This is a genomic window from Kitasatospora sp. NPDC034035 (assembly GCF_055575755.1).
Window position 1 is genome coordinate 115,256 of record NZ_JBVISA010000005.1, and the last position, 14,184, is coordinate 129,439.

The following is a 14,184-nucleotide window of genomic DNA, read 5'->3' on the forward strand; positions in this document are numbered from 1 at the left end:
GGCCGCGCGGCGCAGTGCCGCGAGCCCACAGGACCTCAGGGCCGCAGAACCTCCGTACCCCCGTTCAGCCACGAGCCGGACGGGGGTCCGGTCGGGGAGGTGGCATGGACAGGGAGAAACGAGCAAGGTGGCAACACCCAAGTCGCGCCCGCGCGACGGCTACCCAGGGCGGGCGCTGGCCCTCATCCTGGTCGTCACCGTCGGACTGGTCGCCCTCATGTTCGGGACGGGCAACACCAAGCCCCGACTCGGGATCGACCTCGCAGGCGGCACCAGCATCACGCTGACCGCGAAGTCGACCGACCCCAAGGCGATCACCAAGTCCAACATGGACATCGCCACCGGGATCATCGAGCGCCGTGTCAACGGTATGGGTGTCTCCGAGGCGGAGGTCCAGACCCAGGGCGACAACACGATCATCGTGAACATCCCCAAGGGCGGCAACCAGCAGAACGCGGCGGACCAGGTGGGTACCACCGCCAAGCTGTTCTTCCGCCCGGTCCTGGCCGTGGCTCCCAGCGGTGTCACCGCTCCGACGCCCACCGGCACCCCGTCCGCCGCCGCCACCGGCACCCCGGGCGCGACCCCGTCGGCCGGTGCCACCCCGCCGGCCGGTGCCGCGACCGGCACGCCGTCCGCGACCGCGAGCGCCACCAAGCAGGGCCGCACCGTCGGCGAGGCGCTGGCCGCCGAGGGCGCCAGCCCGTCCGCCCCCGCCACCGGCAGCGCCGCCCCGGCCGCCACCGGCGCTCCGAGCGCCCCGGCCACCCCGCCGAGCGCCGCCGACCTGAGCGCCGCGATGACCCAGGGCACCGTCCCGCCGGAGCTGTCCGCCGCCTTCGCCGCCCTCGACTGCACCAAGCCCGAGGTCCGCGCCACCCAGACCGGCCCCGAGGACAAGGCCGTCGTCGCCTGCTCCCAGAAGGCCGAGAACGGCTACTACGAGAAGCTGGCCCTCGGCCCCGTGGCCGTGAAGGGCTCGGACGTCACCAAGGCCCAGCCCTCGCTCGACACCCAGACCGGCGCCGGCTGGCAGGTCCAGCTGCAGTTCAACGGCACCGGTACGGACGCCTTCTCCAAGATCACCGGCCAGCTGGCCACCCAGGCCCCGCCGACCAACCAGTTCGCCATCGTGCTGGACAACCAGGTCGTCTCGCACCCGCAGGTCAACGGCCCGATCCCGGGCGGCAGCGCGGTCATCACCGGTCGCTTCTCGCAGACCGAGGCGCAGGACCTCGCCAACGTGCTGGGCTACGGCGCCCTGCCGCTGGAGTTCGCCAAGAGCGACATCACCACCGTCTCCCCGGCGCTCGGCAGCGACCAGCTCAAGGCCGGCCTGGTGGCCGGCGCGATCGGCATGCTGCTGGTCGTCGCGTACTCGCTGGTCTACTACCGCGGCCTCGGCCTGGTCTCGATCGCCGGTCTGATCGTCTCCGCGATCCTGACCTACTCGATCATGAGCCTGCTCGGCGGCGGGATCGGCTTCGCGCTGAACCTGCCCGCGGTCTGCGGTGCGATCGTCGCGATCGGTATCACCGCCGACTCCTTCATCGTGTACTTCGAGCGCATCCGCGACGAGGTCCGCGAGGGCGCCCCGCTGCGCCCGGCGGTCCAGCGGGCCTGGCCGCGCGCCCGGCGCACCATCCTGGTCTCGGACTTCGTCTCCTTCCTCTGTGCCGCCGTGCTCTACGTGGTCTCGGTCGGCAAGGTCCAGGGCTTCGCGTTCACCCTGGGGCTGACCACCGCGCTCGACGTCGTGGTGATCTTCCTCTTCACCAAGCCGCTGATCACACTGCTGGCCCGCCGCAAGTTCTTCCTGAACGGCCACCCGTGGTCCGGCCTGGACCCCAAGCGGCTGGGCGCCCGCCCGCCGCTGCGCAGCAGCCGTCGCCGTAACTCCTCCTCTGCCGCCGTGAAGGAGGCCTGACACCGTGTCGCGCTTCTCCAATCTGGGTCACCGGCTCTACCAGGGCGAGGTCAGTTTCGACTTCGTCGGGCGCCGCAAGCTCTGGTACTCCATCTCCGGTGCGATCGTGCTGGTCGCGGCGATCGGCCTGGCCATGGGCCTGCACCTGGGCATCGAGTTCAAGGGCGGCTCGGTCTACACCGTGGCCAAGCCCGGCCTGTCCGTCTCGCAGGCGCAGGAGAAGGCCGACCAGGTCGTCTCCTCGCACCCGCTGGTGCAGTCGACCGACAACGGCAAGATCCGCATCCAGGTCAGCACCGAGGAGCCGAAGAGCTCGGACGAGGTGCGCTCGCAGCTCGCCGAGAAGATCGGCGTTCCGCTGGACACCGTCGAGGCCCAGGTGATCGGCCCCAGCTGGGGCAAGCAGATCTCCAACAAGGCGCTCACCGGTCTGATCGTCTTCATGATCCTGGTGACGGTCTACCTGGCGATCGCCTTCGAGTGGCGGATGGCGGTGGCCGCCCTGGTCGCCCTCATCCACGACCTCCTGATCACCATCGGCGTCTACGCCCTGGTGGGCTTCGAGGTCACCCCCGGTACGGTGATCGGCTTCCTGACGATCCTCGGTTACTCCCTCTACGACACGGTCGTCGTCTTCGACACCGTGAAGGAGAACACCAAGGGGCTCACCAAGCAGAACAAGCTCACCTACAGCGACGCGGCCAACGCGGGCCTCAACCAGACCCTGGTGCGCTCGCTCAACACCACCGTGGTGGCGCTGCTGCCGGTGGCCGCGCTGCTGTTCATCGGCGGCGGCTTCCTGGGCGCCGGCACGCTGAACGACATCTCGCTCGCGCTGTTCATCGGTCTCGCGGCCGGTGCCTACTCCTCGATCTGCGTCGCCACCCCGCTGCTGGCGCAGCTCAAGGAGGAGCAGCCGACGATGAAGGCGCTGCGCAAGCGGGTCCTGCAGCACCGGGCCTCGGCCGCCAAGGCCGAGGACGCGGTGCCCGCGGACGAGCTCGCGGACGAGGGCCAGCCTGCGGGTATGGTCGGTCAGCGTGGTCGCTCGGCCGGCACTCGTGCCAAGGGCCGTCCGTCCACCAAGAGCTGAGCCCCGACCCTAAGGACCGACACCGTGACCACCGCCGACACCGCACTGGCCGAGCTGCTGAACAGCCGGATCCGGGACGTCCCGGACTACCCGAAGCCGGGTGTGCTGTTCAAGGACATCGCGCCGCTGCTCGCCGACGCCGCGGCCTTCGGCGCCCTCACCCGGGCGCTGGCGGACCGGGCGAAGGAGCTCGGGGCGACCAAGGTGGTGGGCCTGGAGGCGCGCGGCTTCGTGCTGGCGGCCCCGGCGGCCTTCGCGGCCGGGCTCGGCTTCGTGCCGATCCGCAAGCAGGGCAAGCTGCCCGGCGAGGTGTTCCGGCGCTCGTACGAGCTGGAGTACGGCGCGGCGACGCTGGAGGTGCAGTGCGACGCCTTCGCACCGGGTGAGCGGGTGCTGGTGGTGGACGACGTGCTGGCCACGGGCGGCACCATCGGCGCCTCGCTGGACCTGGTGAAGGAGGCCGGCGCCGAGCTGGCGGGCGTCGTGGTGCTGATGGAGCTGGGCTTCCTGGACGGCCGCGCGCGGCTGGCCGGGCACCTGAACGGTGCTCCGCTGGAGACGCTGGTCACGGTCTGAGGCAACTGCGGAAGGGCGGCGGTCGGAACATCCGACCGCCGCCCTTCCGTTTCGTGGCCCGGCCGGATGAACACCGGGGCGCCCGGCTCGGTACCATGAAGATTCATCCCCTCCCGGTTGTGTCCGTCCGTTCGGGCCACGGCAGGGGTCGGCCCGGTGCCCCGAGGAGTAGTCCTTGCCCGACGAGGTTGTGCCCACGGCCGCAGCGGCCGCCCCCGAAGACAGTCCCACGCCCTCGGGGGCCACCCCGGCACGCCCGGCGCCGACCTCCTCGCGTTCGCTCGCCCCGTCCGGCCGGGGCTCCACCGGTGGCATGCGCGCCCGCCTGGCCCGCCTCGGCGGCCAGCGCACCAGCGTGCTCAACCCCGTCCTGGAGCCGCTGTTCCGCTCGATCCGGGCCAACGACCCCAAGGCCGACCCGGCGCTGCTGCGTGACATCGAGAAGGCGTACGCGGTGGCCGAGAAGTGGCACCGCGGGCAGAAGCGCAAGAGCGGCGACCCGTACATCACGCACCCGCTGGCCGTCGCGACGATCCTGGCCGAGCTCGGCATGGACGCCCCGACCCTGATGGCCGGGCTGCTGCACGACACCGTCGAGGACACCGACTACGGCCTGGAGACCCTGCGCAAGGACTTCGGCGACTCGGTGGCCCTGCTGGTCGACGGCGTCACCAAGCTGGACCGGGTCAAGTTCGGCGAGGCCGCGCAGGCCGAGACCGTCCGCAAGATGGTCGTGGCGATGGCCAAGGACCCGCGCGTCCTGGTGATCAAGCTGGCCGACCGCCTGCACAACATGCGCACGATGCGCTACCTCAAGCGGGAGAAGCAGGAGAAGAAGGCCCGCGAGACGCTGGAGATCTACGCCCCGCTGGCGCACCGGCTGGGCATGAACACCATCAAGTGGGAGCTGGAGGACCTCGCCTTCGCGATCCTCTACCCCAAGATGTACGACGAGATCGTCCGGCTGGTCGCCGAGCGCGCCCCCAAGCGGGACGAGTACCTGGCGACCGTGATCGACCAGGTCCAAGCGGACCTGCGCGGCGCCCGGATCACCGCCTCCGTCACCGGTCGGCCGAAGCACTACTACTCGGTCTACCAGAAGATGATCGTCCGGGGCCGGGACTTCGCCGAGATCTACGACCTGGTGGGCATCCGGGTCCTGGTCGACACCGTCCGCGACTGCTACGCGGCGCTGGGCACCATCCACGCGCGGTGGAACCCGGTGCCCGGGCGGTTCAAGGACTACATCGCGATGCCCAAGTTCAACATGTACCAGTCGCTGCACACGACGGTGATCGGCCCCGGCGGCAAGCCCGTCGAACTCCAGATCCGCACCTTCGACATGCACCGACGGGCCGAGTACGGCATCGCCGCGCACTGGAAGTACAAGCAGCGCGCGGTCGCCGGGGCGTCCAAGGTCCGCACCGACACCCCGACCCAGGTCCGCAAGGACGACAAGGCCGGCGCCGTCAACGAGATGGCCTGGCTGCGGCAGCTGCTGGACTGGCAGAAGGAGACCGCCGACCCGGGCGAGTTCCTGGAGTCGCTCCGCTTCGACCTGGCCAGCAACGAGGTCTTCGTCTTCACGCCCAAGGGCGACGTGATAGCCCTGCCGGCCGGCGCGACCCCGGTCGACTTCGCCTTCGCGGTGCACACCGAGGTCGGCTACCGCACGATAGGCGCCCGGGTGAACGGGCGGCTGGTGCCGCTGGAGTCGACCCTGGAGAACGGCGACACCGTCGAGGTGTTCACCTCCAAGGCGGAGAACGCAGGGCCGTCCCGGGACTGGCTGGGCTTCGTCAAGTCGCCGCGCGCCCGCAACAAGATCCGCGCCTGGTTCTCCAAGGAGCGCCGCGAGGAGGCGATCGAGCACGGCAAGGAGGCGATCGTCCGGGCGATGCGCAAGCAGGGCCTGCCGATCCAGCGGATCCTGACCGGCGACTCGCTGGTCACCCTGGCCCACGAGATGCGCTACCCCGACATCTCCTCGCTCTACGCCGCGATCGGCGAGGGCCACGTCGCCGCGCAGAACATCGTCCAGAAGCTGGTCCAGGCGCTCGGCGGCGAGGAGGGCGCGACCGAGGACCTGGCGGAGACCGCCACCCCGACGCACGACACCCGCCGCGCGGCGCGCCGCCGGGCCAAGGGCGACCCGGGCGTGATCGTCAAGGGCGTCGAGGACGTCTGGGTCAAGCTCTCCCGCTGCTGCACCCCGGTGCCGGGCGACCCGATCGTCGGCTTCGTGACCCGCGGCAACGGCGTCTCGGTGCACCGTGCCGACTGCGTCAACGTCGAGGCGCTGAGCCAGCAGCCGGAGCGCATGATCGACGTCGAGTGGGCGGCCACCCAGTCCTCGGTCTTCCTGGTGGCCATCCAGGTCGAGGCGCTGGACCGCTCCCGCCTGCTCTCGGACGTCACCCGGGTGCTCTCCGACCAGCACGTCAACATCCTGTCGGCGGCGGTGCAGACCTCCCGCGACCGGGTGGCGATGAGCCGTTTCACCTTCGAGATGGGCGACCCGAAGCACCTCGGCCACGTGCTCAAGGCGGTGCGCGGCGTCGAGGGCGTGTACGACGTCTACCGCGTCACCTCCGCGCGAAAGTAGCCGCGCGCGAGCAGCCGCACGCGAAGGGGCCCCGGGATCGACCCGGGGCCCCTTCGGTGTTCCTACGGCGTCCGATCAGCCGCTGAACTCCTCCTGGCTGCGGTGCGCCTGCTCCAGCAGGGTCTGCACGCCGGTCAGCTCGGACTCCAGCTTGGCGACCCTGGAGGCGTTGCCGGCGGCGCGGGCCTTGTCCAGGTCGGCCTGGATCTTGTCGGCCTTGGCCTGGAAGAGGCCGACCATGCCGGCCGCGCGGGCCTTGGCCTCCGGGTTGGAGCGCTTCCAGTCGGCGTCCTCGGCCTCGCGGATGGCCCGCTCGACCGCGTTCAGCCGGCCGTCCAGCTTCGGACGGACCTCGCGCGGCACGTGCCCGATCGCCTCCCAGCGCTCGTTGACCTCGCGCAGCGCGGCCTTGGCGGCCTTCAGGTCGGTGATCGGCAGGATCGCCTCGGCCTCGTCGGCCAGCGCCTCCTTGAGCTTCTGGTTCTCCACCTGCTCGGCGTCCCGCTCGCTGAACACTGCGGAGCGGGCCTGGAAGAAGACGTCCTGCGCGCCGCGGAACCGCGCCCACAGCTCGTCCTCGATGTCCCGCTGGGCCCGGCCGGCGGACTTCCAGCGCGCCATCAGGTCGCGGTAGGAGGCCGCGGTGGTGCCCCAGTCCGTGGACGAGGACAGCGCCTCGGCCTCGGCGACCAGCGCCTCCTTGGTCTGCCGGGCCGTCTCGCGCTCGGCGTCCAGGGTGGCGAAGTGCGCCTTGCGGTGCTTGGAGAAGACCGAGCGGGCGTGCGAGAAGCGGTGCCACAGCTCGTCGTCGCTCTTGCGGTCCAGGCGCGGCAGGCCCTTCCAGGTGTCCACCAGGGCGCGCAGCCGGTCCCCGGCCTCCCGCCACTGGGTGGACTCGGCGAGCTGCTCGGCTTCGGAGACCAGGGCGTCCTTGGCCGCGCGGGCCTCGTCCTGGGCCTTGGCGCGGGCGGCCTTGCGCTCCTCGCGCCGGCTCTCGATCTCGCCGGCGAGCGTGTCCAGCCGCTTGGCCAGGGCGTCCAGGTCGCCGACCGCGTGCCCCTCGACGACCTGCGCGCGCAGGTGCTCCAGCGCGGTCTGGGCGTCCTTGGCGGCCAGGTCGGTGGTGCGCACCCGCTTCTCCAGCAGGCCGATCTCCACCTCGATGCCCTGGTACTTGCGCTCGAAGTAGGCGAGGGCCTCCTCGGGCGAGCCGGCCTGCCAGGAACCCACGACGCGTTCGCCGTCGGCCGTCCTGACGTAGACCGTGCCCTGCTCGTCCACACGGCCCCACGGGTCGCTGCTCATAGCGCGTCCTCCACATGACGTCGCGCCCGCGCCGGGGCGGCGCGCGTCCGTCGTCCACAGTTGATGTGCGGCGGACCGATGAGTCCGCCGTCCCCGTCCGCCGTGCCTTTCTGCCGAGGGTGACGGCCAGGCGGGTGCGGGCACCCTATACAACGCCAACATAGGCGACCAGGCCCGGTGCTGTCCGCATCCGGGCCGGGCGATTTCGGTCCGGGGCCGGGCGATTTCGGTCCGGGGCCGGGCGGGGGCGGCGCGGACGCCGGCCGCCGACGGCCCCGGAGCCTATCAACCCTTCGACACCGTAACGGAGTTGAAGGTCACGTCGGCCATCGGGTGGCCGTCCGGGGAGCCCTCCAGGGTGCCGGCGGCAGCGATCTTCTGCACCGCGTCCAAGCCGCCGCTGATCTTGCCGAAGGGGGTGTAGTTCGGCGGCAGCTTGGTGTCCTTGTAGACCAGGAAGAACTGGCTGCCGTTGGTGCCCGGGCCGGAGTTGGCCATCGCCACGGTGCCCGCCGGGTAGGTCGCGCCGGCCAGGTTCTCGTCCGCGAACTTGTAGCCGGGGCCGCCCGTGCCGCCCGGGACGGTCGCGCTGGCGGTCGGGTCGCCGCACTGCAGCACGAAGATGCCGTCGGTGGTGAGGCGGTGGCACTTGGTGTGGTCGAAGTACTTCTCGCCGGCCAGGAAGGCGAAGGAGTTCACGGTGTGCGGGGCCTTGGCCGCGTCCAGCGCGATCGTCACCTTGCCGCAGTTGGTGTCCAGCGCCATGGTGTACGCGGCGCCCGGGTCGATCGACATGGCCGGCTCGGCCTGCCACTTCTTGCCGTTGGGGGCGCCCGGCGCCGGGTCGGCGCAGCCCTCGACCGGCTTGCGGGTCGGGGTGGTCGGCTCGCCGGCCTGGGTCGGTGCGGCCTGCGGGGTGCTCGCGGCCGAGGTGCTCTTGTCCTTGTCGTCCGAGCTGAACGCGCCGGTGGCGATCAGGGTCCCGCCGCCGGCCAGGACCACGACGGCCAATGAGGAGCCCAGGATCGTGTTGCGGCGCCTACGCGCGGCCGCCGCCTCGACCCGGCGCTCCAACTGGCGCTCGTACTTCTCGCGGGCGAGCTGCCGCCGCCGCTGTTCGCTACTGACCACCGGCCGTGTCTCCTACGGATGTGCGGGGAAAAAGTGGATGGATTCCGGAGCGGATCATCGCATCCCTCGGCGGCCAAGTGTAGGGACCGGGCCCGTAAGGACGCGGTGAACCTGTCAGAAGGCCGCGTCCCGCCACCCCCATCTGGTTCGCAACCGGAGCCGTACCGCCGGTAGGCTGCCCGTACACCACTTGACTTCCATCCTCGTCGCCACCGACCGCATCACGAAGGACGCGCGTGTTCATCGCCGGATTCCCCGCTGGAGCCTGGGGCACCAACTGCTACCTGGTCGCTCCGGCGGCGGGCGAGGAGTGCGTCATCGTCGACCCCGGCCACCAGGCGGCTTCCGGCGTCGAGGAACTGATCCGCGAACACCGGCTCAAGCCCGTCGCCGTGCTGCTCACGCACGGCCACATCGATCACGTGGCCTCGGTGGTCCCGGTCTGCGGCGCCCGCGGCGTCCCGGCCTGGATCCACCCCGAGGACCGGTACATGATGTCCGACCCGGAGAAGGCGCTCGGCCGCTCCCTGGGCACCCAGCTGATGGGCGAGCTCACCGTCGGCGAGCCCGACGACGTGCGCGAGCTCACCGACGGCAGCGTGCTGGAGCTGGCCGGCCTGCATCTCACCGTGGACCACGCCCCGGGCCATACCGGGGGGTCGGTGACCTTCCGGACGCCCGGTGCCGAGGACCTCCCCCCGGTGCTGTTCTCGGGCGACCTGCTGTTCGCCGGCTCCATCGGGCGTACCGACCTCCCGGGCGGGGACAGCGAGGCGATCATGACCTCGCTGGCCCGGGTGTGCCTGCCCCTCGACGATTCCACCGTGGTCCTCTCCGGCCACGGCGGTCAGACCACCATCGGCCGCGAGCGCGCCACCAACCCCTACCTCCGACAGGCAGCGGGGGCGGTCGGCGCCCCGGCTTTCCCGCGACGAGGAATGTGACGGAAGAGAAGTTGAGCACCTTCACCGCCCCCAAGGGCACCTACGACCTGCTGCCCCCCAGCTCCGCGACCTTCCTGGCGATCCGCGAGCGCATCGCCGCGCCCGCCCGCCGGGCCGGCTACGGCTACGTCGAGACCCCGGTCTTCGAGGACGTGAAGTTGTTCTCCCGCGGCGTCGGCGAGTCCACCGACATCGTCACCAAGGAGATGTACAACCTCACCACCAAGGGTGGCGACGAGCTCGCGCTGCGCCCGGAGGGCACCGCCTCGGTGCTGCGCGCCGCGCTCCAGGCCAACCTGCACAAGCAGGGCAACCTGCCGGTCAAGCTCTGGTACTCCGGCTCGTACTATCGCTACGAGCGCGCCCAGAAGGGCCGCTACCGCCAGTTCTCCCAGGTCGGCGCGGAGGCGATCGGCGCCGAGGACCCGGCGCTGGACGCCGAGCTGATCATCCTCGCCGACGACGCCTTCCGCTCGCTGGGCCTGAGCGACTACTCGCTGCTGCTCAACAGCCTCGGCGACAAGCAGTGCCGCCCGGTCTACCGCGCCGCCCTGATCGAGTTCCTGGCCGGCCTGGACCTGGACGAGGACACCCGCCGCCGTGCCGAGATCAACCCGCTGCGCGTCCTCGACGACAAGCGCGAGTCGGTGCAGGCACAGCTCACCGACGCCCCGAAGCTCCGCGACTACCTGTGCGAGGAGTGCAAGGCGTACGACGAGAAGGTCCGCGAGCTGCTCACCGCGGCCGGCGTGGCCTTCGTGGACGACCCGAAGCTGGTCCGCGGCCTGGACTACTACACCCGCACCACCTTCGAGTTCGTGCACAACGGCCTCGGCGCCCAGTCCGCGATCGGCGGCGGCGGCCGCTACGACGGCCTGTCCGAGATGATCGGCGGCCCGGCGCTGCCGTCCGTCGGCTGGGCCCTCGGCGTGGACCGCACCTTCCTCGCGCTGGAGGCCGAGGGCGTCACCCTCGACCTGCCCGCCGCCACCGCCGTGTACGCGGTCGCGCTCGGCGAGGAGGCCAAGAACATCCTGTTCGCCAAGGTGATCGAGCTGCGCCGGGCCGGCGTCGCCACCGACCTCGCCTTCGGCGTCAAGAGCATCAAGAACGCCATGAAGTCCGCCGACCGGTCCGGCGCCCGCTTCGCCCTGATCGCCGGGGACCGGGACCTCGCCGAGGGCGTCGTCCAGCTCAAGGACCTGAGCACCGGCGAGCAGACCCCCGTCGTCCTCGACGCACTCGTCACCACCCTGAAGGAGAAGCAGCTGTGATCCGCACGCACGACGCGGGCACGCTCCGCCCGGAGCACGCAGGCACCACCGTCACCCTGGCCGGCTGGGTCGCCCGCCGCCGCGACCACGGCGGCGTGGCCTTCATCGACCTGCGCGACGCCTCCGGCACCGTGCAGATCGTGGTCCGCGACCTCGACTCGGTGCACGGCCTGCGCGCCGAGTACTGCGTCAAGGTCGTCGGCGACGTCCGCGTCCGCCCCGAGGGCAACGAGAACCCCGACATCCCGACCGGTGCCGTCGAGGTCGTCGTCAGCGGGATCGAGGTGCTCTCCGAGGCCGCCCCGCTGCCCTTCCCGGTCGCCGAGTACGAGCCGGGCACGGTCAACGAGGAGGTCCGGCTGCGCTACCGCTACCTGGACCTGCGCCGTGAGGGCCCGGCCAAGGGCCTGCGGCTGCGCTCCAAGGTCAACAACATCATCCGCCGGGTGATGGAGGAGAACGACTACCTCGACATCGAGACGCCGTACCTCACCCGCTCCACCCCCGAGGGCGCCCGCGACTTCCTCGTCCCGGTCCGCCTGCAGCCCGGCCACTGGTACGCGCTGCCGCAGTCGCCCCAGCTGTTCAAGCAGCTGCTGATGGTGGCCGGCATGGAGCGCTACTACCAGATCGCCCGCTGCTTCCGCGACGAGGACTTCCGCGCCGACCGGCAGCCGGAGTTCACCCAGCTGGACATCGAGGCCTCCTTCGTCGACCAGGAGGACATCCTGGCCCTCGGCGAGAAGATCATCGGTGCCGTCTGGCGCGAGGTGCACGGCTACGAGATCCCGAACCCGCTGCCCCGGATGACCTACGCGGACGCCATGGGCCGCTACGGCTCCGACAAGCCGGACGTCCGCTTCGGCCAGGAACTCACCGACCTCACCGAGTACTTCAAGGGCACCGAGTTCCGCGTCTTCCAGGCCCCGTACGTCGGTGCCGTGGTCATGCCCGGCGGTGCCTCGCAGCCGCGCAAGCAGCTGGACGCCTGGCAGGACTGGGCCAAGGCGCGCGGCGCCAAGGGCCTGGCCTACGTGCTCATCGACGCCGAGACCGGCGAGCTGCGCGGCCCGGTCGCCAAGAACCTCTCCGAGGACCACCTGGCCGGCCTCGCCGCCGCCGCGGGCGCCAAGAACGGCGACGCGGTCTTCTTCGCGGCCGGCAAGGAGCGCGCCTCGCAGGAGCTGCTCGGTGCCGCCCGTCTGGAGATCGGCCGCCGCTGCCAGCTGATCGACGAGTCGAAGTGGGCCTTCCTCTGGGTGGTCGACTTCCCGATGTTCGAGCCGATCGAGGACGACAAGGGCGCCTTCCAGGGCTGGCACGCGGTGCACCACCCGTTCACCGCCCCGACCGCGGAGTCGCTGGACACCTTCGACACCGACCCGGGCTCGGCGCTGTCCAACGCGTACGACCTGGTCCTCAACGGCTCGGAGCTGGGCGGCGGTTCGATCCGTATCCACCAGCGCGACGTGCAGAAGCGGGCGTTCGACGCGATCGGCCTCTCCGAAGAGGAGGCGGCCTCGCAGTTCGGCTTCCTGCTGGACGCCTTCAACTACGGCCCGCCGCCGCACGGTGGTGTCGCCTTCGGTCTGGACCGGATCGTCACCCTGCTCGGCGGGTACGACACCATCCGCGACGTCATCGCCTTCCCGAAGACGTCCACCGGTGGCGACCCGCTGACCGGCGCCCCGACCCCGATCACCCCGGCGCAGCGCCGCGAGGCCGGCGTGGACGCCCAGCCCAAGGTCCGCGAGGACGCCAAGTCCGAGGCTCAGCCGAAGTCCTGACGAAGCGTCATCCGCTAACCTGCAACGGCCCCGGACGGTCCACCCACCGTCCGGGGTCGGTCCACAACGACGTGTGACACAGGGAGGGTTGACTCATGCAGGTCACAGAAGTCACAGAAGTCACCACGAGAGTCGAGTGTCCGCAGGACGCCCCGGCGACCAGACGCGTCCACATGGCCGCGTTCCCCGGCCCGGACGAGGCGGACCTGGTGGACGCGCTGCGTCGCGATCCCGCCTGGCTGCCCGGGCTGTCCCTGGTCGCGGTCGACGAGACCGGACTGGTGATCGGCCACGCGCTGCTGACCCGGCTGTGGGTCGGGGACGGTGAGGCGCTGGCGCTCGCACCGGTCGCCGTGGCGCCCGAGTGGCAGCGCAGGGGCGTCGGCGAACTCGTCGTCCGGGCCGCGCTGTCGGCGGCCGAGGAAGCCGGGGAGAGGCTCGTGGTCGTCCTCGGCGATCCCGGGTACTACGGGCGGTTCGGCTTCGCGCCGGCCGGGCGGTACGAGGTCGCCGGCCCGTTCGAGGTGCCGGAGGCCTATTTCCAGACGCTGCCGCTGGCGGCGTACGACGGCGGCCCGCGCGGGCTCTGCCGCTACCCCGAGCCCTTCGTCGCGGTCTAGGCCGCCGCTCCTCGCCGTCGGCCCTGTTCCGTTCCGGCCTGCGAATCCGCCGTGCTGCGCCTACGGTGAGTGTGCATCAGCGTCGGTCGGACGGAGGAGCAGAGCGTGGCCGCGAAGCCGGAGCGACTGGCGAGGAAGCCGTACGAGCGGGAGCTGCTGCGGCTGCAGCACGAGCTGGTGAAGCTCCAGGAATGGGTGCGGGTCGAGGGCGCCCGGCTGGTGGTGGTCTTCGAAGGACGTGACGCCGCGGGCAAGGGCGGAGCGATCAAGCGGGTGACGGAGTACCTGAACCCGCGCATCGCCCGGGTCGCGGCGTTGCCCACGCCGACCGAGCGGCAGAAGAGCCAGTGGTACTTCCAGCGGTACGCCGAGCAGTTGCCGGCGGCCGGGGAGATCGTGCTGTTCGACCGGAGCTGGTACAACCGCGCCGGGGTCGAGCGGGTGATGGGCTTCTGCACCGACGAGGAGTACTGGCAGTTCCTGCACCACTGCCCGACCTTCGAGCGGATGCTGATCGAGGCGGGCATCCTGCTGCGCAAGTACTGGTTCTCGGTGAGCGACACCGAGCAGGAGCAGCGCTTCCGGGACCGGCTGGAGGACCCGATGAAGCGCTGGAAGCTCTCCCCGATGGACATCGAGTCGATCATCCACTGGGAGGACTACTCGCGGGCCAAGGACGAGATGTTCGTCCACACCGACATCCCCGAGTCGCCCTGGCACGTGGTGGAGAGCGACGACAAGCGCCGGGCCCGGATCAACATGATCGCCCACCTGGTCTCCAGCCTGCCGTACCACGAGATCAAGGCGCCGCGGATCGAGCTGCCGCCCCGCCCGGCCTCGCGCGGCTACCAGCGGCCCCCGCGCGACCTCCAGAAGTACGTTCCGGACCACGCTGCCAAACTGGACTGAAGACGGGGTTTCT

General features: G+C 71.1%; 11 protein-coding genes. 9 read left to right on the forward strand and 2 right to left on the reverse strand.

What is annotated here, in order from left to right; genetic code table 11:
• Positions 1 to 127 precede the first annotated feature (127 nt).
• The 4 genes from secD to ACZ52J_RS09185 all read left to right on the forward strand — a co-directional run bounded on the left by secD (position 128) and on the right by ACZ52J_RS09185 (position 6,201).
• Positions 128 to 1,927, forward strand: coding sequence for a protein translocase subunit SecD (secD, locus tag ACZ52J_RS09170; RefSeq protein WP_396287728.1), 1,800 nt, complete (start codon positions 128 to 130; stop codon positions 1,925 to 1,927).
• Positions 1,928 to 1,931: 4 nt separating this feature from the next.
• Positions 1,932 to 3,020 (forward strand): protein translocase subunit SecF, encoded by a 1,089-nt coding sequence (secF, locus tag ACZ52J_RS09175; protein ID WP_465617055.1) that lies wholly within the window; start codon positions 1,932 to 1,934, stop codon positions 3,018 to 3,020.
• A 24-nt stretch (positions 3,021 to 3,044) separates the two neighbouring features.
• Positions 3,045 to 3,596: an adenine phosphoribosyltransferase gene (locus ACZ52J_RS09180; protein WP_465617057.1), complete on the forward strand. Its 552-nt coding sequence runs from the start codon at positions 3,045 to 3,047 to the stop codon at positions 3,594 to 3,596.
• A gap of 175 nt (positions 3,597 to 3,771) precedes the next feature.
• On the forward strand, positions 3,772 to 6,201 hold the full coding sequence (locus tag ACZ52J_RS09185; protein WP_396287727.1) for a RelA/SpoT family protein: 2,430 nt from the start codon (positions 3,772 to 3,774) through the stop codon (positions 6,199 to 6,201).
• A gap of 75 nt (positions 6,202 to 6,276) precedes the next feature.
• On the opposite strand, the gene ACZ52J_RS09190 is transcribed toward ACZ52J_RS09185, so the two are convergent.
• Together ACZ52J_RS09190 and ACZ52J_RS09195 are read right to left on the reverse strand one after the other, a co-directional pair.
• Positions 6,277 to 7,506 carry a DUF349 domain-containing protein gene (locus ACZ52J_RS09190; RefSeq protein WP_360498475.1) on the reverse strand — a complete coding sequence of 410 codons (1,230 nt, stop codon included), beginning with the start codon at positions 7,504 to 7,506 and terminating at the stop codon, positions 6,277 to 6,279.
• Between the two features lie 285 nt (positions 7,507 to 7,791).
• Positions 7,792 to 8,637: a peptidylprolyl isomerase gene (locus tag ACZ52J_RS09195; RefSeq protein WP_465617059.1), complete on the reverse strand. Its 846-nt coding sequence runs from the start codon at positions 8,635 to 8,637 to the stop codon at positions 7,792 to 7,794.
• A 236-nt stretch (positions 8,638 to 8,873) separates the two neighbouring features.
• Here ACZ52J_RS09195 and ACZ52J_RS09200 point away from each other — a divergent pair, with 236 nt between their 5' ends.
• From ACZ52J_RS09200 to ppk2, 5 genes are all read left to right on the forward strand, one after another.
• The gene (locus ACZ52J_RS09200; RefSeq protein WP_360498479.1) at positions 8,874 to 9,581 is read left to right on the forward strand and encodes an MBL fold metallo-hydrolase; all 708 of its coding nucleotides are present in this window, start codon (positions 8,874 to 8,876) and stop codon (positions 9,579 to 9,581) included.
• An 11-nt stretch (positions 9,582 to 9,592) separates the two neighbouring features.
• Positions 9,593 to 10,855, forward strand: coding sequence for a histidine--tRNA ligase (gene hisS, locus ACZ52J_RS09205; RefSeq protein ID WP_360498481.1), 1,263 nt, complete (start codon positions 9,593 to 9,595; stop codon positions 10,853 to 10,855).
• Positions 10,852 to 12,642, forward strand: a complete 1,791-nt coding sequence (gene aspS / locus ACZ52J_RS09210; protein ID WP_465617061.1) for an aspartate--tRNA ligase — start codon at positions 10,852 to 10,854, stop codon at positions 12,640 to 12,642. The genes hisS and aspS overlap by 4 nt, the downstream gene beginning before the upstream one ends.
• A gap of 173 nt (positions 12,643 to 12,815) precedes the next feature.
• Positions 12,816 to 13,262 carry a GNAT family N-acetyltransferase gene (locus tag ACZ52J_RS09215; RefSeq protein ID WP_465617063.1) on the forward strand — a complete coding sequence of 149 codons (447 nt, stop codon included), beginning with the start codon at positions 12,816 to 12,818 and terminating at the stop codon, positions 13,260 to 13,262.
• 105 nt (positions 13,263 to 13,367) lie between these two features.
• Entirely contained in the window at positions 13,368 to 14,171 is an 804-nt protein-coding gene (gene ppk2 / locus ACZ52J_RS09220; protein WP_465617065.1) for a polyphosphate kinase 2, read from the forward strand.
• The last annotated feature ends 13 nt before the right edge of the window (positions 14,172 to 14,184 follow it).

What these genes read in the sequence shown, in the direction of transcription:
- ACZ52J_RS09215 (WP_465617063.1), top strand. Translation starts at nt 12,816, where the DNA reads ATGGCCGCGTTCCCCGGCCCGGACGAGGCGGACCTGGTGGACGCGCTG.
- ACZ52J_RS09190 (WP_360498475.1), bottom strand. Translation starts at nt 7,506, where the DNA reads ATGAGCAGCGACCCGTGGGGCCGTGTGGACGAGCAGGGCACGGTCTAC.